This window comes from Pseudomonas sp. Pseu.R1 (genome assembly GCF_045764065.1).
In the GTDB taxonomy this organism is placed as follows: Bacteria; Pseudomonadota; Gammaproteobacteria; order Pseudomonadales; family Pseudomonadaceae; genus Aquipseudomonas.
Genome location: NZ_JBJGEE020000001.1, coordinates 4006449 through 4025533 on the forward strand (window position 1 = coordinate 4006449; position 19085 = coordinate 4025533).

General features: G+C 60.2%; 14 protein-coding genes. 8 read left to right on the top strand and 6 right to left on the bottom strand.

The window, feature by feature from the left end; genetic code table 11:
- Positions 1–38: 38 nt before the first annotated feature.
- The 7 genes from pilQ (at position 39) to hemE (ending at position 13139) form a co-directional block, all read left to right on the top strand.
- Positions 39–2129 carry a type IV pilus secretin PilQ gene (gene pilQ, locus ACI5GA_RS18545; protein ID WP_404636337.1) on the top strand — a complete coding sequence of 697 codons (2091 nt, stop codon included), beginning with the start codon at positions 39–41 and terminating at the stop codon, positions 2127–2129.
- A gap of 4 nt (positions 2130–2133) precedes the next feature.
- Positions 2134–2652, top strand: coding sequence for a shikimate kinase AroK (aroK, locus tag ACI5GA_RS18550; protein WP_404636338.1), 519 nt, complete (start codon positions 2134–2136; stop codon positions 2650–2652).
- Between the two features lie 129 nt (positions 2653–2781).
- Positions 2782–3885, top strand: a complete 1104-nt coding sequence (gene aroB / locus ACI5GA_RS18555) for a 3-dehydroquinate synthase (protein ID WP_421423724.1) — start codon at positions 2782–2784, stop codon at positions 3883–3885.
- Between the two features lie 10 nt (positions 3886–3895).
- Positions 3896–5524, top strand: a complete 1629-nt coding sequence (locus tag ACI5GA_RS18560; protein ID WP_421423726.1) for an AAA family ATPase — start codon at positions 3896–3898, stop codon at positions 5522–5524.
- Positions 5525–5882: 358 nt separating this feature from the next.
- Positions 5883–10328 (top strand): glutamate synthase large subunit, encoded by a 4446-nt coding sequence (gltB, locus tag ACI5GA_RS18565; RefSeq protein WP_421423728.1) that lies wholly within the window; start codon positions 5883–5885, stop codon positions 10326–10328.
- Positions 10329–10443: 115 nt separating this feature from the next.
- A complete protein-coding gene (locus ACI5GA_RS18570; protein ID WP_404636342.1) occupies positions 10444–11862 on the top strand; it encodes an FAD-dependent oxidoreductase in 1419 nt (472 codons plus the stop codon).
- Positions 11863–12074: 212 nt separating this feature from the next.
- Positions 12075–13139: a uroporphyrinogen decarboxylase gene (gene hemE, locus ACI5GA_RS18575; RefSeq protein WP_421423730.1), complete on the top strand. Its 1065-nt coding sequence runs from the start codon at positions 12075–12077 to the stop codon at positions 13137–13139.
- Positions 13140–13258: 119 nt separating this feature from the next.
- Here the strand turns inward: hemE and ACI5GA_RS18580 are convergent, their stop codons facing one another.
- The gene (locus ACI5GA_RS18580) at positions 13259–14518 is read right to left on the bottom strand and encodes an MFS transporter (protein WP_421423732.1); all 1260 of its coding nucleotides are present in this window, start codon (positions 14516–14518) and stop codon (positions 13259–13261) included.
- Positions 14519–14633: 115 nt separating this feature from the next.
- Here ACI5GA_RS18580 and ACI5GA_RS18585 point away from each other — a divergent pair, with 115 nt between their 5' ends.
- Positions 14634–15524, top strand: coding sequence for a LysR family transcriptional regulator (locus ACI5GA_RS18585; protein ID WP_421423734.1), 891 nt, complete (start codon positions 14634–14636; stop codon positions 15522–15524).
- A gap of 176 nt (positions 15525–15700) precedes the next feature.
- Here ACI5GA_RS18585 and ACI5GA_RS18590 read toward each other — a convergent pair whose 3' ends face one another.
- Genes ACI5GA_RS18590 through ACI5GA_RS18610 form a run of 5 tightly spaced genes read right to left on the bottom strand, consistent with a single transcriptional unit; the run spans position 15701 to position 19082 of the window.
- A complete protein-coding gene (locus ACI5GA_RS18590; protein WP_421423736.1) occupies positions 15701–16147 on the bottom strand; it encodes an excinuclease in 447 nt (148 codons plus the stop codon).
- 26 nt (positions 16148–16173) lie between these two features.
- Positions 16174–16629, bottom strand: coding sequence for a hypothetical protein (locus ACI5GA_RS18595; protein WP_421423738.1), 456 nt, complete (start codon positions 16627–16629; stop codon positions 16174–16176).
- 29 nt (positions 16630–16658) lie between these two features.
- Complete coding sequence (locus ACI5GA_RS18600; protein ID WP_404636348.1) at positions 16659–17885, bottom strand: beta-ketoacyl-ACP synthase; 1227 nt, start codon at positions 17883–17885, stop codon at positions 16659–16661.
- A complete protein-coding gene (gene fabG, locus ACI5GA_RS18605) occupies positions 17885–18625 on the bottom strand; it encodes a 3-oxoacyl-ACP reductase FabG (RefSeq protein ID WP_404636349.1) in 741 nt (246 codons plus the stop codon). The genes ACI5GA_RS18600 and fabG overlap by 1 nt, the downstream gene beginning before the upstream one ends.
- Complete coding sequence (locus ACI5GA_RS18610; protein WP_404636550.1) at positions 18618–19082, bottom strand: 3-hydroxylacyl-ACP dehydratase; 465 nt, start codon at positions 19080–19082, stop codon at positions 18618–18620. The genes fabG and ACI5GA_RS18610 overlap by 8 nt, the downstream gene beginning before the upstream one ends.
- Positions 19083–19085: the final 3 nt, after the last annotated feature.

A 19085-nucleotide genomic window follows, 5' to 3' on the forward strand; every position in this document is an offset into this window, starting at 1 on the left:
GATACACCTTCGAATTGGCACAGTGGTGGAATGTGAACATGACCAGGATTCTTTCGATTATCGGCGTATCGCTATGGATGGCGATGCTTTCACCGATTCTCCAGGCGGCCAATCTCAAGACACTCGATGTGGCCGCATTGCCGGGAGATCGGGTCGAGTTGAAACTGTCCTTCGACGGTCCGGTGGCGGCGCCGCGGGGCTACACCACCGAGCAACCGGCGCGCATTGCACTGGATTTGCCGGGTGTGACCAGCCAGTTGGGCACCAAGAGCCGTGACCTTGGCACCGGGAATGCGCGCAGCGTCGTAGTCGTCGAGGCCAAGGATCGCACCCGTGTGATCATCAACCTGACGACGCTGGCGCCGTACAGTTCGCGTGTGGAAGGTAACAATTTGTTCGTGGTTGTGGGTCAGGGCGCGACCGCTGCCCAAGGGTCTCAGCCGAGCACTGCTAAGGGCGCGCCCCGTGTAAGCGTGCCGCCTGTTACGGCGAACGGTGGGCAGGCCAAACCTGCTGCGCGCTCTTATGCGCCCGGGCCAAGATCGGTGCGTAACGTCGACTTCCAGCGCGGCGAGCTGGGCGAAGGCAACGTGGTCATCGAGTTGAGCGATCCGACCATCGCGCCGGACATCCAGGAGCAGGGCGGCAAGATTCGTGTCGATTTCGCCAATACTCAGCTACCTGATCCTCTGCGTGTTCGTCTGGACGTGAAAGATTTCGCGACTCCTGTGCAGTTCGTCAATTCCAGCGTCACGGGCAACAAAACCAGCATCTCCATCGAGCCGTCCGGTGCGTTCGATTACTCGGCCTACCAAACGGACAACAAGCTGACCATCAGCGTGCGTCCCTTGACTAATGAAGATGTCGCCCGTCGCAATGCCGACAAGCTGGTGTACACCGGCGAGAAACTGTCGCTGAATTTCCAGGACATCGATGTGCGTTCTGTGCTGCAACTGATCGCCGACTTCACCAACCTCAACCTGGTGGCCAGTGACACGGTTCAAGGCGGCATCACGTTGCGCCTGCAAAACGTGCCCTGGGACCAGGCACTGGATCTGGTGCTGAAAACCAAGGGCCTGGACAAGCGCAAAGTGGGTAACGTGCTGCTCGTTGCCCCGGCAGATGAAATTGCTGCTCGCGAGCGTCAGGAACTGGAGTCGCTGAAGCAGATTTCCGAATTGGCCCCGCTGCGTCGCGAATTATTGCAAGTGAACTACGCCAAGGCTGCCGACATCGCCAAGCTGTTCCAGTCGGTGACCAGTGCCGAATCCAAGGAACAGGAGCGTGGCTCGATCACCGTGGATGAGCGCACCAACAACATCATTGCCTACCAGACACAGGATCGTCTGGACGAGTTGCGCCGTATCGTGTCCCAACTGGACATCCCGGTGCGTCAGGTGATGATCGAGGCGCGAATCGTCGAGGCCAACGTTGACTACGACAAGTCGCTGGGCGTGCGTTGGGGTGGCTCGAAAACGAGCGGTAACTTCACCACCGGCGGTAGCGGCACGGTGACCGGCGCTGGCAACACCAACGGCCCTTATGTCGATCTGGGTGTCAGCGACCCGACATCGTCCATCGGTCTGGGCTTCCTGACCAACAACACGATTCTTGACCTCGAACTGACTGCCATGGAGAAGACCGGCAACGGTGAAGTGGTTTCGCAGCCGAAAGTCGTCACCTCGGACAAGGAAACGGCGAAAATCCTGAAAGGCACTGAAGTGCCGTATCAGGAAGCGAGTTCCAGCGGTGCGACGTCGGTGTCGTTCAAGGAGGCCTCGCTCTCCCTGGAGGTGACCCCGCAGATCACGCCGGACAACCGTATCATCATGGAAGTGAAGGTCACCAAGGACGAGCCTGACTACGTCAATACCGTATTGGGCGTACCGCCGATCAAGAAAAACGAGGTCAACGCCAAGGTATTGGTTTCTGACGGAGAGACCATCGTGATCGGCGGCGTTTTCTCCAATACGCAGAATAAAGTCGTCGACAAGGTGCCCTATTTGGGCGATGTGCCGTATGTTGGCCGCCTTTTCCGGCGGGATGTGGTCACGGAATCGAAATCCGAGCTGCTGGTGTTCCTCACTCCGCGTATCATGAACAACCAGGCGATTGCTGTGAGTCGTTGATTCTGTGCGAAATTTAATACTTGTGGGGCCGATGGGGGCTGGCAAAAGCACCATCGGCCGTTTGCTGGCCAAAGAGCTGCGACTGCCGTTCAAGGATTCTGACAAGGAAATCGAACAGCGAACGGGGGCCAATATCCCGTGGATTTTCGACAAGGAAGGTGAAGCAGGCTTTCGTGAACGTGAAGCTGCCATGATTGCCGAGCTGTGCGCCTATGATGGCGTCGTGCTCGCAACGGGTGGCGGCGCGGTCATGCGTGAAGAAAACCGTCGAACTCTGCACGCGGGCGGACGGGTGGTCTATTTGCATGCGTCCGTCGAGCAGCAGGTCGGGCGTACGTCTCGTGACCGTAATCGGCCACTTTTGCGCACCGCTGACCCGGCTCGGGTCCTGCGAGACTTGTTGGCCATTCGCGATCCGCTGTACCGCGAAATCGCCGATGTCATCATCGAAACCGATGAGCGGCCACCTCGTATGGTCGTGCAGGACATTCTCGCCCTGTTGGCCGAGCTTCCCCCCCGTTAAAGCGCAGGCAGAAATGCGCTATCCTCGGCGACCATAAAAAGCAGGGTCGCCGAATGGCCCTGCGCCATGGTCCGTATCGACGCTTTCGTGTCGAACAGGCATCCAATTGTCAGAACAGTGTGGGGACACATGCAGACACTCAAGGTCGAGCTCGGCGAACGTAGCTACCCGATTCATATTGGCGAGGGCTTGCTGGATCGGCCTGAGCTGCTGACGCCGTATATCGCTGGCAAACAGGTCGCGATTGTTTCCAACAGCACCGTTGCGCCGCTGTACATCGAGCGCCTGACCAAGACACTGGCCGGTTACAACGTTCTGCCGATCGTGCTTCCCGACGGCGAAGCCTTCAAGAACTGGGAAACCCTGCAACTCATCTTCGATGCCTTGCTGACCGCTCGTCACGACCGTCGCACGACGGTGATCGCCTTGGGCGGCGGCGTCATCGGTGACATGGCCGGTTTTGCGGCTGCCTGCTATCAGCGCGGTGTCGACTTCATCCAGATTCCGACCACACTGCTGTCGCAAGTGGACTCTTCGGTGGGTGGCAAGACCGGCATCAACCATCCGCTGGGCAAAAACATGGTGGGCGCGTTCTATCAGCCCAATGCCGTGCTGATCGACACGCTGTCCCTGAGTACCCTGCCTGAACGCGAGCTGTCGGCGGGGCTGGCTGAGGTCATCAAATACGGTCTGATTTGTGACGAACCATTCCTGACATGGCTCGAAGACAATATGGACAAGCTTCGCGCACTGGATCAGGCCACCCTGACGACCGCCATCGAGCGCTCCTGTGCGGCCAAGGCTGCTGTGGTCGGTGCGGATGAGCGTGAGTCGGGCGTACGCGCGACATTGAATCTGGGCCACACCTTCGGCCACGCCATCGAAACCCACATGGGCTATGGCGTCTGGCTGCATGGCGAGGCGGTTGCGGCAGGTACGGTCATGGCGCTGGAAATGTCGGCGCGTATGGGCTGGATCAGTGAGCAGGAACGGGATCGTGGTATTCGTCTGTTTCAGCGGGCCGGTTTGCCGGTCGTGCCGCCTGAAGACATGACGCCTGAGCATTTCCTTGAGCACATGGCGGTGGACAAGAAGGTGATCGACGGTCGTCTGCGTCTGGTGTTGTTGAGCCGTATGGGCGAGGCAGTGGTGACTGACGAATATCCAAAAGAAGTTTTACAGGCCACATTGGTTGCGGACTACCGCGCCTTGGTGGATCAGCTTAGAGGTTAATGATAAATCCATGACTAGTTTGCACGCCGATGAGGCCTTCCTCGGTCATTACCAGTTGAGTCATGACCCTTTTGCCACGCGGGTCCCCGGCTTCAAGTTCTTCCCTGCCCAGCGCAAGCCTGTACTGGGTCAGTTGCACCATCTGGCCCGTTACAGTGAGCTGCTGTTGCTGGTTACCGGCCCTCACGGTAGCGGCAAGACGCTGTTGCGTCAGGCGCTGGTGGCGAGCACCAACAAGCAGTCGGTACAAAGCGTGGTCGTTTCGGCCCGTGGCGCGGGTGATGCCTCTGGCGTGCTGCGTCAGGTGGCTCAGGCGCTGAACGTCGATCAACCGGAAATGCGCGCGATTCTTTCGCAGGTCGTGCAACTGGCCCTGACCGGTCAGGAAGTCTACGTATTGGTGGACGACGCCGAACAACTGGGCGAAACGGCACTCGAAGCGTTGTTGGGATTGGCGGCGGGCACACCGGAAGGTCGTCCGCATGTCTTCCTGTTCGGCGAGGCTTCGATTATCGATCGTCTGGATCAACTGTGCGCCGAGAGTGGTACCGAGGGAGAGCGCTTCCACGTTATCGAGCTGGCACCGTATACAGAAGAAGAAACCCGTGAGTATCTGGCGCAGCGTCTGGAAGGCGCGGGGCAAGGCATCGAGGTTTTCAGTGCCGAGCAGATCGCCGATATCCACGAGCAGTCCAATGGATGGCCGGGCGCGATCAACCAGGTCGCGCGCGACTCGATGATCGAAGCCATGATCGCCAGCCGCTCTGCGGTCAAGCGTCCAAGTATGGGGTTCAAAATGCCTAAGAAACACGTGTTGGCTTTGGGTGGGGTAGTGGCTGCTGCGGTATTGGCGGCTGTGTTGATTCCGGGGCGCGGCACGGCGCCGACTGCACCGGCCAACTCCCAGGCTCAACTGCCTCTGGGCCAGGGCCAGACGCCTGCCCAGCAATCGAACAACGGTGGCCCGGCTATCGAGTTCGCCGGTAACTCGCAGCCGATGCCGCTACCGTTGGTCGGTAATTCGCAACCTGTCATGCGCGGCCCATTGGCTGAAGCGGCGGGTTCGGGCGAAGGCGACGGCGAAGACGGCGGCCCTGCAGCCAATCAGCCGCTGCAACCGCCTACCGTGACGACCACCGCGCCACCTGCGGGTGCTGCGGCAGGCCCAGCGCCGTCCATGGCGCAGGCACAAACCCAGGTGCCAACGCCGCGTCCGGCGCCAGCACCCGCTGCACCTAAGCCTGCGCCTGCTCCAGCGGCCAAACCCGCGCCAGCACCGACTCAGGTCGCAACTGCCAAGCCTGCACCAGCACCTGCCGCCAAGCCCGCTGCCGCAGCGCCTGCGGCATCCGGTGGTGGCTGGTACGCCGGTCAGGCGCCTACGCATTTCGTGGTGCAGATTCTGGGCACAAGCTCCGAAGCCACTGCGCAGAATTACGTGAAAGAGCAGGGTGCCGAGTACCGGTACTTCAAGAAAACCCTGCAAGGCAAGCCGCTGTACGTGGTCACCTACGGCAGTTTTACCGACCGCAATGCTGCACTTGCCGCTATCAAGAACTTGCCAGCGAAGGTTCAGGCTGGTAAACCTTGGCCTCGCACTGTCGGCAGTATCCAACAGGAACTCGCTGCCGCTCGCTGATGATGTCGCGACCTTATCCGGGTCGCGCAGTTAGCTCCCCCGAAATCGCGCATGAGCGTGCTGCCAATGAGCAGCGCGCCTTGCGGTGTCTGCGTCTCAGACGCCCATTGAACTTCGGGCTCTCTTTGGTCAGACTCGCAACAAAGCTCTGGCTAGCACGAGAATCGCTGTAAAACCTTTCATAAATGCGACATGAATTTTCGACGTTTCGTCGCAAAATTTGTGAGGCTTTGTGTCGGTGTGTACAATGACCTCCCTTTTGCTCCCGCAAAGCTGGCGTACGTTCAGCGTGGACGGTAAATGGTTGAATTGAAAAGAAATTTGCCTCGCCAAGAGGCAGCCTGGTGAGAATGTGTCTATGAAAGCAGGTCTGTACCAACCAGAAGAGTTCAAGGATAACTGCGGTTTCGGCTTGATTGCCCATATGCAAGGCGAACCCAGTCATCATCTGTTGCAAACGGCTATCGAAGCCCTGACCTGCATGACCCACCGCGGTGGGATCAACGCCGACGGCAAGACCGGTGACGGTTGCGGGCTGTTGATGCAAAAACCCGACACGTTCTTGCGCGCTGTCGCAAAAGAACAATTCAGCGTCGAGCTGCCGCGCCAGTATTGCGTGGGCATGGTGTTCCTGAACCAGGACGACGCCAAGGCCGAAGCTGCCCGCGAGAATATGAATCGCGAGATCCTGGCTGAAGGTCTGACCGTGATCGGCTGGCGCCAGGTGCCCATCGACACCAGCGTTCTGGGCCGTCTGGCACTGGAGCGTCTGCCGAAGATCGAGCAGGTGTTCATCGGCGGTGAAGGCCTGAGCGATCAGGAATTCGCGATCAAGCTGTTCTGTGCCCGTCGTCGCTCGTCCGTGGCCAACGCCGCCGACACCGACCACTACATCTGCAGCTTTTCGCACAAGACCATCATTTATAAAGGTCTGATGATGCCGCGTGACCTCACGGCATTCTATCCAGACCTGGGCGACGAACGTCTGCAGACCGCGATCTGCGTGTTCCACCAGCGCTTCTCGACCAACACCCTGCCGAAATGGCCGCTGGCTCAGCCATTCCGCTTCCTCGCCCATAACGGCGAGATCAACACCATTACCGGTAACCGCAACTGGGCGCAGGCCCGTCGCACCAAGTTCGCCAACGACTTGATGGTGCTGGACGAGTTGGGTCCGCTGGTCAACCGCGTGGGGTCCGACTCTTCGAGCATGGACAACATGCTGGAGTTGATGGTGACCGGCGGTATCGACCTGTTCCGTGGCGTGCGCATGCTGGTGCCGCCAGCGTGGCAGAACGTCGAGACCATGGACCCGGATCTGCGTGCGTTCTACGAATTCAACTCCATGCACATGGAGCCGTGGGACGGCCCGGCCGGTATCGTGATGACCGAAGGCCGCCATGCGGTCTGCCTGCTCGACCGTAATGGTCTGCGTCCGGCGCGCTGGGTCACTACCAAGAACGGCTACATCACCCTGGCGTCGGAAATCGGCGTGTGGAACTACACCCCGGAAGACGTCATCGCCAAAGGCCGTGTCGGGCCGGGTCAGATCTTTGCCGTGGACACCGAAACCGGCCAGATCCTCGATACCGACGCCATCGACAGCCGTCTGAAGTCGCGCCATCCCTACAAGCAATGGCTGCGCAAGCACGCGCTGCGCATTCAAGCGACCCTGGAAGACCACGACCACGGTTCGGCGTTCTATAACCAGGATCAGCTCAAGCAGTACATGAAGATGTTCCAGGTCACGTTCGAGGAACGCGATCAGGTGCTGCGTCCGTTGGGCGAGCAAGGTCAGGAAGCCGTTGGCTCCATGGGTGACGACACGCCAATGGCCGTGCTGTCGCGTCGTGTTCGCACGCCATACGACTACTTCCGTCAGCAGTTTGCGCAGGTCACCAACCCGCCGATCGACCCGCTGCGTGAAGCCATCGTCATGTCGCTGGAAGTCTGCCTCGGTGCCGAGCGCAACATCTTCCAGGAATCCCCTGAGCACGCTTCCCGCGTGATTCTCAGTTCGCCGGTCATTTCGCCTGCCAAGTGGCGTGCGCTGATGAACCTGGAGCGTGAAGGCTTTGATCGTCAGGTCATTGACCTGAACTACGACGAAAGCGTTGGCCTGGAAGCGGCCGTGCGTAACGTCGCTGATCAGGCGGAGGAGGCTGTGCGTGCCGGTCGTACCCAGATCGTGCTGAGCGACCGTCACATTGCGCCGGGCAAGCTGCCGATCCACGCCTCGCTGGCCACCGGTGCGGTGCACCACCGCCTGACCGAAAAAGGCCTGCGCTGCGACAGCAACATTCTGGTCGAGACCGCGACCGCTCGCGATCCGCATCATTTCGCCGTCCTGATTGGCTTCGGTGCTTCGGCGGTGTATCCGTTCCTGGCGTACGAGGTGCTGGGCGACCTGATCCGTACCGGCGAAGTGCTGGGCGACCTGTACGAAGTGTTCAAGAACTACCGCAAAGGCATCACCAAGGGGCTGCTCAAGATCCTGTCGAAGATGGGCATCTCGACTATCGGCTCGTACCGTGGCGCGCAGCTGTTCGAGGCCATCGGCCTGTCCGAAGAAGTCTGCGAGCTGAGCTTCCGTGGTGTGCCAAGCCGCATCAAGGGCGCGCGTTTCGTCGACATCGAAGCCGAACAGAAAGCCCTGTCCGTCGAAGCCTGGAGTCCGCGCAAGCCAATCCAGCAAGGCGGCCTGCTGAAGTTCGTCTACGGCGGCGAATACCACGGCTACAACCCTGACGTAGTGGCGACGCTGCAAGCCGCTGTGCAGCAGGGCGACTACGCCAAGTTCAAGGAATACACCGCACTGGTGGACAACCGTCCGGTGTCAATGATTCGTGACCTGTTCAAAGTCAAAGAACTCGACACACCGATGAGCATTGATGAGGTCGAGCCACTGGAAGCGATCCTCAAGCGTTTCGACTCGGCGGGTATCTCGCTGGGCGCATTGTCGCCGGAAGCTCACGAAGCACTGGCCGAGGCGATGAACCGCCTGGGCGCTCGTTCCAACTCCGGTGAGGGCGGTGAAGATCCGTCGCGTTACGGCACCATTCGTAGTTCAAAGATCAAACAGATCGCGACCGGTCGTTTCGGTGTGACGCCGGAGTATCTGGTCAACGCGGACGTGTTGCAGATCAAGGTCGCTCAAGGCGCCAAGCCGGGCGAGGGCGGTCAACTGCCAGGCGGCAAGGTCAACGGTCTGATCGCCAAGCTGCGTTACGCAGTGCCGGGCGTGACCCTGATTTCGCCTCCACCACACCACGACATCTACTCGATCGAAGACTTGTCGCAGCTGATTTTCGACCTCAAGCAGGTCAACCCGTCGGCGCTGGTTTCGGTCAAGCTGGTGGCAGAAGCGGGCGTCGGCACCATTGCTGCCGGTGTAGCCAAGGCCTACGCGGACTTGATCACCATTTCCGGCTATGACGGCGGTACCGGTGCATCGCCACTGTCGTCGATCAAATACGCGGGCGCCCCGTGGGAAATCGGCTTGGCCGAAACCCACCAGACCCTGCGTGGTAACGACCTGCGCGGCAAGGTCCGGGTACAGACCGACGGCGGTCTGAAAACCGGTCTGGACGTGATCAAGGCTGCGATCCTCGGCGCCGAAAGCTTCGGCTTCGGTACTGCACCCATGATCGCGCTGGGCTGTAAATACCTGCGTATCTGCCATCTGAACAACTGCGCTACCGGTGTTGCGACTCAGAACGACAAGCTGCGCAAGGATCACTACATCGGCACCGTCGACATGGTGATCAACTTCTTCACCTACGTGGCGGAAGAAACCCGCGAATGGCTGGCCAAGCTGGGCGTGCGCTCGCTGGAAGAGCTGATCGGTCGTACCGACCTGCTGGACATCCTGCCGGGCGAGACCGAGAAGCAGCAGCACCTGGACCTGACCCCGTTGCTGGGCAGCGATCACATCCCGGCTGACAAACCTCAGTTCAGCCTGGTCGACCGCAACCCACCGTTCGACCAGGGCCTGCTGGCCGAGAAAATGGTCGAGATGGCCAAGGCGGCCATCGAGTCGAAGAGCGGCGGCGAGTACGAGCTGGATATCTGCAACTGCGACCGCTCTATCGGCGCACGTATTTCTGGTGAAATCGCCAAGCTGCACGGCAACCAGGGCATGAAAGATGCGCCTGTGACCTTCCGCTTCAAGGGCACGGCCGGTCAGAGCTTCGGCGTGTGGAACGCCGGTGGTCTGAACATGTACCTGGAAGGCGACGCCAACGACTACGTCGGTAAGGGCATGACCGCAGGCAAATTGGTGATCGTGCCGCCAAAAGGCAGCCCGTTCAAAACCCAGGACAGCGCCATCGTCGGTAACACCTGTCTGTACGGCGCAACCGGCGGCAAGCTGTTTGCCGCAGGGACCGCAGGCGAGCGTTTCGGCGTGCGTAACTCTGGCGCTCACGCCGTTGTTGAAGGCACTGGCGACCACTGCTGCGAATACATGACCGGTGGTTTCGTCTGCGTACTGGGCAAGACCGGCTACAACTTCGGTTCCGGCATGACCGGTGGTTTCGCCTACGTGCTCGATCAGGACAATACCTTCGTTGACCGGGTCAACCACGAACTGGTTGAAATCCAGCGCATCAGCGGTGAAGCGATGGAAGCCTATCGCAGCCACCTGGAAAGCGTGCTTGCGGAATACGTGAAGGAAACCGACAGCGAATGGGGTCGTAATCTCTGGGAAAACCTGGATGACTACCTGCGCCGCTTCTGGCTGGTGAAACCAAAAGCCGCGAACCTGAAGTCGCTGTTGTCCAGCACCCGCGCTAACCCGCAATAACGCAGCCACCGCTGCAAGCTTTGAGCACAAAGCTTGCAGCGTCGTGTGCAAAACCGAATTTGATTTTCTTGCAGCTTGAAGCGTGTCGCTCGAAGCTGCCGCGAAGAGGCTCCAAATGGCTGAACGTCTGAGTAACGACTTCCAGTTCATCGATGTCGGGCGCAAAGATCCGAAGAAGAAACTGCTGCGTCAACGCAAGAAAGAGTTCGTGGAAATCTACGAACCTTTCAAACCCCAGCAATCGGCCGATCAGGCCCACCGTTGCCTGGGTTGCGGCAACCCGTACTGTGAATGGAAATGCCCTGTGCATAACTTCATTCCCAACTGGCTGAAACTGGTGTCCGAGGGCAACATCCTCGCGGCTGCCGAGCTGTCGCACCAGACCAACACCCTGCCGGAAGTCTGCGGCCGTGTGTGCCCGCAGGACCGTCTGTGTGAAGGCGCGTGCACCCTGAACGACGGTTTCGGTGCAGTGACCATCGGTTCGGTGGAGAAGTACATCACCGACACCGCGTTCGCCATGGGCTGGCGTCCGGACATGTCCCGTGTGGTGCCAACTGGCAAGCGCGTGGCAATCATTGGTGCAGGCCCGGCGGGTCTGGGCTGCGCTGACGTGCTGGTGCGCGGTGGCGTGACGCCAGTGGTGTTCGACAAGAACCCGGAAATCGGCGGTCTGCTGACCTTCGGCATCCCTGAGTTCAAGCTCGAAAAGAGCGTGCTGAGCAACCGCCGTGAAGTATTCACCGGCATGGGTATCGAATTCCGCCTGAACACCGAAGTCGGCAAGGACATCACCGTCGAGCAACTGCTGACTGAGTTCGATGCCGTATTCATGGGTATGGGCACCTACACCTACATGAAAGGCGGCTTCCCGGGCGAAGACCTGCCGGGCGTGCACGATGCGCTGGATTTCCTGATCGCCAACGTCAACCGCAACCTTGGCTTTGAAAAGTCGCCGGAAGATTTCGTCGACATGAAAGGCAAGAAGGTCGTGGTGCTGGGCGGTGGTGACACCGCGATGGATTGCAACCGTACCTCGATTCGCCAAGGCGCCAAGGCCGTCACTTGTGCCTATCGTCGTGACGAAGAAAACATGCCGGGTTCGCGCAAGGAAGTGAAAAACGCCAAAGAAGAAGGCGTGAAGTTCCTCTACAACCGCCAGCCGATCGCCATCGTGGGCGAGGACAAGGTTGAAGGCGTGAAAGTGGTCGAGACCCGTCTGGGCGAGCCTGATGCACGTGGCCGTCGCAGCCCTGAGCCGATTCCGGGTTCCGAAGAGATTATCCCGGCAGACGCTGTGGTCATCGCGTTCGGTTTCCGCCCAAGCCCGGCGCCGTGGTTCGAACAATACGGCATCGAGATGGACAGCCAGGGTCGCGTCATTGCACCAGAGCAAGGCAAGTTCAAGCATCAGACCAGCAACCCGAAAATCTTTGCCGGTGGTGACATGGTGCGCGGTTCGGACCTGGTGGTGACTGCGATCTTTGAAGGCCGTAATGCGGCTGAAGGGATTCTGGATTACCTGGGCGTCTAAGCGGCACGCACCCTTTAGCAGCAAGGCTTGCCGGCGGTTGCGGTGTGTCTGTAACAGACTGGCGCACCGCTCTCGCCGATAAGCCGTGTTGCTACCTAGAAGGCGTGTCAACGCTGCGACAAATCGCCCCCATAGACAAAAGGCACGGTACTGACCGTGCCTTTTGCGTTGGTGTCTGAGAAAATGCCCGCACTTTTTTCCCGGATCCTGCCATGACTGCCCTGAAGAACGACCGTTTCCTTCGCGCCCTGCTCAAGCAACCCGTCGACGTCACCCCTGTGTGGATGATGCGCCAGGCCGGTCGCTACCTCCCGGAATACCGCGCCAGCCGCGCCAAGGCCGGGGATTTCATGAGCCTGTGCAAGAACCCGGCGTTCGCCTGTGAAGTCACTCTGCAGCCGCTCGAGCGTTACCCGCTCGACGCAGCGATCCTGTTCTCCGACATCCTCACCGTGCCGGACGCCATGGGTCTGGGGTTGTACTTCGAAACCGGCGAAGGCCCGCGCTTCAAGAAAACCGTCAGCACCGTGGCCGACATCGAAGCACTGCCCATTCCTGATGCGCAAAAGGATCTGGGTTACGTCATGGACGCGGTCAGTACCATTCGTCGTGAACTCAACGGCCGCGTGCCACTGATCGGTTTCTCCGGCAGCCCGTGGACCTTGGCGACCTACATGGTCGAAGGCGGTTCGTCCAAGGACTTCCGCAAGTCCAAGGCCATGCTCTACGACAACCCACAAGCCATGCACCTGCTGCTGGACAAGCTGGCGCAGTCGGTCACCGCGTACCTGAACGGCCAGATCCTCGCAGGCGCGCAAGCTGTGCAGATTTTCGACAGCTGGGGTGGCAGCCTCTCGGCGGCGGCCTATCAGGAGTTTTCTCTGGCGTACATGCGCAAGATCGTCAGCGGTCTGATCCGGGAACACGAAGGTCGTAAAGTCCCGGTGATCCTGTTTACAAAAGGCGGCGGCCTGTGGCTGGAAAGCATCGCCGACGCGGGCGCCGACGCACTGGGACTGGACTGGACGTGCGACATCGGCGAAGCCCGTCGTCGCGTCGGCAGCAAAGTCGCCCTGCAAGGCAACATGGACCCTACCGTGCTCTATGCGAACCCGCAGGCTATCCGTCAGGAAGTGGCCAACATCCTCAAAAGCTATGGCAGCGGCACCGGTCACGTCTTCAACCTGGGCCACGGCATTACGCCGGAAATCGATCCGGCCAACGCAGGCGCGTTCATCAATGCGGTGCATGAGTTGTCGGCGCAGTATCACCAGTAAGCGCTGAGCGTTTTTGTGTCTTCCCCCTGTAGCAGTCCGGCTTGCCGGCGGTGGCGTCCTTATGATCGCCACCGCCGGCAAGCCGGACTGCTACAGGTGCGTGGTGTTCTCGATAAAAATCAAACCTGCACATTCACCGCCAACGGTGGCACTTTCGCCAGTTTCAAGGCTGCGCCCAGCGCCACCAGCAGCAGGATGCCGATGAACAGGCCGATGCCGTTCCAGCCACCGTAGTGCCAGAACATCCCGCCACCCGTACCGGCGACGCTGGAGCCGACGTAATAGCTGAACAGGTACAGCGACGAGGCCTGGCCCTTGGCTTTGATGGCGCGACGGCCGATCCAGCTACTGGCCACGGAATGGGCGCCGAAGAAACCGAAGGTGAACATCAGCACGCCAATGATCACGACGGCCAGCGGGGTGAACAGGGTCAGCACCAGGCCGATGAACATCAAGCCGATAACCGCCCACAGCACATTGCGACGGCCCAGCTTGTCCGCCAGCGCGCCGATCTTGGCCGAGCTGTAGATACCCGAGAGGTACACCACGGAGAACAGCCCTACGACGGCCTGGCTCAGGTGGTATGGCTCGGCGAGCAAGCGATAGCCGATGTAGTTGAAGAGCGTGACGAAGGACCCCATCAGCAGGAACCCTTCGAGAAACAGCCACGGCAGACCTGCGTCGCGGAACTGCAGAACGAACCCGTCCAGCAGATTGCGGGCATTGAGTGGATTGGGGCGAAAGTTGCGTGACGGCGGCAGGAATTTCCAGAACAGGCAGGCAGCGCCGAGGGCGATCAGGCCCATGATGAACAGCGACGTGTGCCAACTGACGAAATCGCTCAGCACTCCTGTAATCAGACGCCCGCTCATGCCGCCAATGGCATTGCCGCCGATGTACAGCCCCATAGCCAGGCCGATGTGCTGTGGATGGATTTCTTCACTGAGGTACGTCATGCCCACTGCCGCTAGGCCGCTCAGCGAAAGTCCCAGCAACGCCCGAGCGACCAGCACGCCTTCCCAAGTCGGCATCACGGCGCTGATGAGGGTGAAGAACGCGGCGGAGAACAGTGCGAATACCATCACTGATTTGCGTCCAAGGCGGTCGGAAATCGGCCCGGTGATCAGCAGACCGATCGCCATCATGGCAGTGGAGACCGAGAGAATCAGGCTGCTTTGCGCGGCGTTGATGGAAAATTCGCGGGACAGCACCGGCATCATCGGCTGTACGCAGTAGAGCAGGGCGAAGGTGGCGAAACCGCCTGAGAACAGCGCAAGGACGGTGCGAATGAAAGCGGGGGTGTCTTTTTCGATGTAGGTATCACCCAGCGGGACGGCAGCTTTGATCAAGTCAGGCGCGGGGGATGCAGCACTATTCACGATGGACCTCAGGGGGAAGCGGAGCGGCGATGAAAAAAGCATATAGCCTGCTAACGATTCCTTCCAATATATTGTTCGACCTAATTGATAGGTTTAACGACTTAATGGTGAAGCCATGGAATTACGTCATCTGCGCTACTTCATCGCAGTTGCCGAAGAGCTGCATTTTGGACGGGCCGCCGAGGCACTGGGCATTTCCCAGCCGCCGCTGAGCCAGCAGATTCAGGCGCTGGAGCAGGAGCTGGGCGCACGCTTGTTCGAGCGCACCAACCGACGAGTGGAGCTGAGTGAAGCGGGCCGACTGTTTCTCGACGAAGCGCGGCTGGCGCTGGCACAGGTCGAGAAAGCCTCGGACGTCGCTCGTAGGGCGCAGTTGGGGGAGCTGGGTGAATTGAAAATCGGCTTCACCGCGTCTGCACCGTTCACGTCGAGCATTCCGCAGGCGATCTTTGCTTTTCGCCAGCGTCACCCGGCCGTGCACCTGGCCTTGCAGGAGATGAGCAGCCGGGAAGTGGCTGAGCGGCTTGAAGAAGCGTCGATGCAGGTCGGGATCATGCGGCCTCTGCCATTGCCGGATTCACTGGTGGCCGTGGAGTTGCTGCGGGAGCCGCTGGTGGCGATTCTGCGTTCTGATCATCCGCTGGCCGACGGCAGCGAAAAGGGGATTTATCTCAAAGAACTGGCGAGCGAGCCCTTCGTGTTCTTTCCACGCAGTTACGGCAGCGGGTTGTATGCGCAGTTGCTGAGTCTGGCTCGGGATGCGGGGTTCAGCCCTTTGTTCACGCAGGAGGCGGGGGAAGCGATGACGATCATCGGCCTGGTGGCGGCGGGGTTGGGGGTGACGGTACTGCCTGCGTCCTATCAACGCATGCGTATCGATGGCGTGGTGTATCGCACGTTGCTCGATGACGAGGCGACATCGGCAGTGTGGCTGGTACAACGCAAGGATCAGAAATCGCCCATGGCCAAGGCGTTTGTGGAATTGGTGACGCGTAAGGCGGGGTGATGGAAGTCTCGCTAGACCGCGCCGATGCCTTCGCCACCAAGGCGGCTCCCACACGTTCAGTGCCGATCCATTGATTTCGGCACGTCCCAATCCATGTGGGAGCCGCCTTGGTGGCGAAGACAACAGCCCGGATGCCTCAGGAGCAGATGCCCTCGGCAAATCGCATGGTCGAAGGTTTACTGCACCTTCGCCAGATCACCCTTCAACGCAACGCCCGCCATCAAAGCACCGGCATGGCACTCGTAGGTGGCCGGGTCTTTGCGTTCGATGTTTTTGTAGTTACTGGCGATGTTTACCACTGCGTTGGCGCCCGCACCTTTGGCTGCGTCATTCAGGCGCAGGATGGCCGACTGCAATGCCCACTCACACGCTTCGCTATCGGTCTTGTTGAAGGCATTGGTTTTCGTGCTGGTCTTTGCATTTGGCGAGAGCACCGTGACCCTGCCCTTGGGCGTGACCCCGGCCAGGTAGAATTTCACCGTGCCGTCCAGTTTCTTCTCCTGAATCATCTGCGCGACCACTTTGTCGAACGGCAGGTACAGGGCGGTGTCCCTTGCCTGACTGATACCTGGCAATACGCCCAGAACGACAGCGGCGGTGGCAGCCAATCCTTTCATTTTCATTGCTTCACTCCTTGATGGATCAACGTTTATTGAACGGTCTGAGGCACGCCTTGGGGCGTTACACCGCCGGCAATGTTCCTGGCGGTAGTGTTTGCTTGATCGTCGCGCAGCTCACGCAGAATGCCCTTGTCCAGCAACCGCACCCAGCGGTTGTAGTTCTTGTGAATCTTGCCGTCCTTGTAATCCAGGCCCCGGCTGTCGCGGTATTTGATCTGGTAGAAATCGAGGGTGTAGGGAATATCGATTTCCGCGTGGAACTCCCCACGAACGGTAATTTGCGCCTGAATCAGACCGGGGTCGATTCGCTGCACCTCCCATTTGCGCTTGACCAGCGTCGTCAGAATCGCATGCTTCATCTGTTCATCATTGGGGTGCAGTGTCGTGGGCAGGCTGCGGCCGGGGTTCATCAAGGGCTTGCTGGTACAGGCCGTGACGGACACAAGGGCCAGAGCGATCAGTAAAGCGCGAAACAGGGAGGGCATTCCATTTCTCCAGAGGGTAGGTACGGCGGTCATGGCCAGCGACGGAAGATCAACGATGTGTTGACCCCGCCAAAAGCGAAGTTGTTGTTCATCACGAATTCGTGGTTCATGTGGCGTGGTTCGCCGCGCAGATAGTCCAGTTCGCCGCAGCGGCTGTCGACGTTGTCCAGATTGAGCGTGTGGATGTACCGATCGCTGTTCAGCATTTCGATGGTGAACCACGATTCCAGCGCGCCGCAGGCGCCGAGCGTGTGACCCAGAAAGCTCTTTTGCGAGCTGATGGGCATGCCCGAGCCGAACAGGCTTTGGGTGGCCAGTGTTTCAGCAATGTCACCTTGCTCGGTGGCCGTGCCGTGGCCGTTGACGTAGCCGACAGCCTCGGGCGTCAGATGGGCGTCTTCCAGCGCCAGTTCCATGGCCCGACGCATGGTGATTTGCTCGGGGCGGGTGGTGTGGACGCCATCGGCGTTGCTGCCGAAACCGACGATCTCCGCATAAATCTTCGCGCCCCGCGCCAGCGCGTGCTCCAACTCTTCCAGCACCAGCATCCCGGCGCCTTCGCCGATCACCAGGCCGTCACGGCCTGTGTCATAAGGGCGAGGGCTGGTGTGTGGCGCGTCGTTTTTGAGGCTGGTGGCGTACAGCGCGTCGAACACCATGGCTTCGGTCGGGCACAACTCTTCGGCGCCGCCCGCGAGCATCAGAGGCAGGCGTCCGAACTTGATCGCCTCATAGGCATAACCCACGCCCTGGCTGCCGCTGGTGCAGGCGCTGGAGGTCGGGATCAAGCGCCCTGTGAGATTGAAGAAGATGCTGATATTCGCCGCCGTCGTGTGCGGCATCATTCGCACGTAGGAGTTGGCGTTGAGGCCGTCTGCCACCGAGTTCAGCAGCATGTTGCCGAAGGCCTTGATCTCGTCGGTGCTGCCCGTGGACGAGCCACAGGCCACACCCATGCGCCCGTCGCGGATGATCGGGTCGTCGAGTAGCCCTGCGTCACGCAGCGCCGCTTCTGACGCGCCGACGGCCAGTCGCGAGACGCGCCCCATGCTGCGCAATTGCTTGCGTGTCCAATGCGCGGGCACGGCGTAATTGTCGATGGGACCCGCCAGACGGGTGTTCAGCTCGCTGAAACGGTCCCACTCGTCCATACGCCGGATGCCGCTGCGGTTCGCGCTGAAGTTGGCTTCGATGCTGGCCCAGTCGCTGCCCAGCGAAGTGATACCGGCCATGCCGGTGACGACAACGCGCTTCATCAGCACAAGCCTCCGTTGACTGCCAGCACCTGGCGGGTGATGTACGCGGCTTCGGCCGACATCAGGAAATTCACGGCACCGGCCACTTCCTCCGGCGTGCCCATGCGTTGCGCCGGGATCATTTTCAGCAGTTCGTCCACCGGCACATTTTCGTCGAGCATTGCGGTGTCGATCAGGCCTGGCGCGACGCAGTTGACGGTGATCTTGCGTTTGCCCAGCTCGATGGCCAGCGCCTTGGCCGCTCCGATCACGCCCGCTTTGGAGGCGCTGTAGTTGACTTGGCCGCGATTGCCGATCAGGCCTGAAACCGAGGTGATGCAAACGATTCGGCCAGCGCTGCGGCGGCGAATCATCGGCATCATCACCGGGTGCAGCACGTTGTAGAAACCGTCGAGGTTGGTGCGCAATACGCTGTCCCAGTCGTCTTCGGTCAGGGCCGGAAAGGCGCCATCGCGGGTCAGCCCGGCGTTGCACACCACGCCGTAGTAGGCGCCGTGGGCTTCCACGTCCGCCTCCAGGATTTCCTTGCACGCGGCACGATCAGCCACGTCGAATTGCAGCACTCGCGCGTGACGTCCCAGTGCCTGGATTTCGGCTTGCACGGCGCCGGCCTCGGCACGCCCGCTGCGGCAATGCAGCACGATGTCGTAACCTGCGCGGGCGAGGCGCAGCGCGATGGCGCGGCCAATGCCACGGCTGGAACCGGTGACCAGAATTGAGTCAGTCGCTGAATTAGTCACTGCTGGCTCCTTCAGCCAAATAGCCCGCCGATTGCGGCGGGCGGTAAACGTTGAGTCGAGCGGTGGCGTCAATGCCGGGGCCGCTTAAATGGCATTCGAAAACGCCCATGCCGCTGTCATCCTGCAACGACCGTTGCGCGTGAATGATCAGTTCGCTTCCTGCCGGAAACTGGTCGACGTTGCACTCGAACTTGCGCGTGCCGAGCAGGAAGCCCAGCTCGACCGCCTCGCCTTTTACCTTGGCTTGGCACCCGGCGTAGGCCGCGACGCTTTGCGCCATCAATTCGATAGCGATCCACGCGGGCAGGCTGCCATCGACACGGTTGAACAGGCCGCCGGGGCGCACGTGCACGCGGGTCCGGATCTCTTCTTCACCGAATTCGATCACTTCGTCGATGAGGATCATGTCGCCAGCGTGAGGCAGCAACTGCGCGGGCGGCCATGAAGACGGGGTCATAGC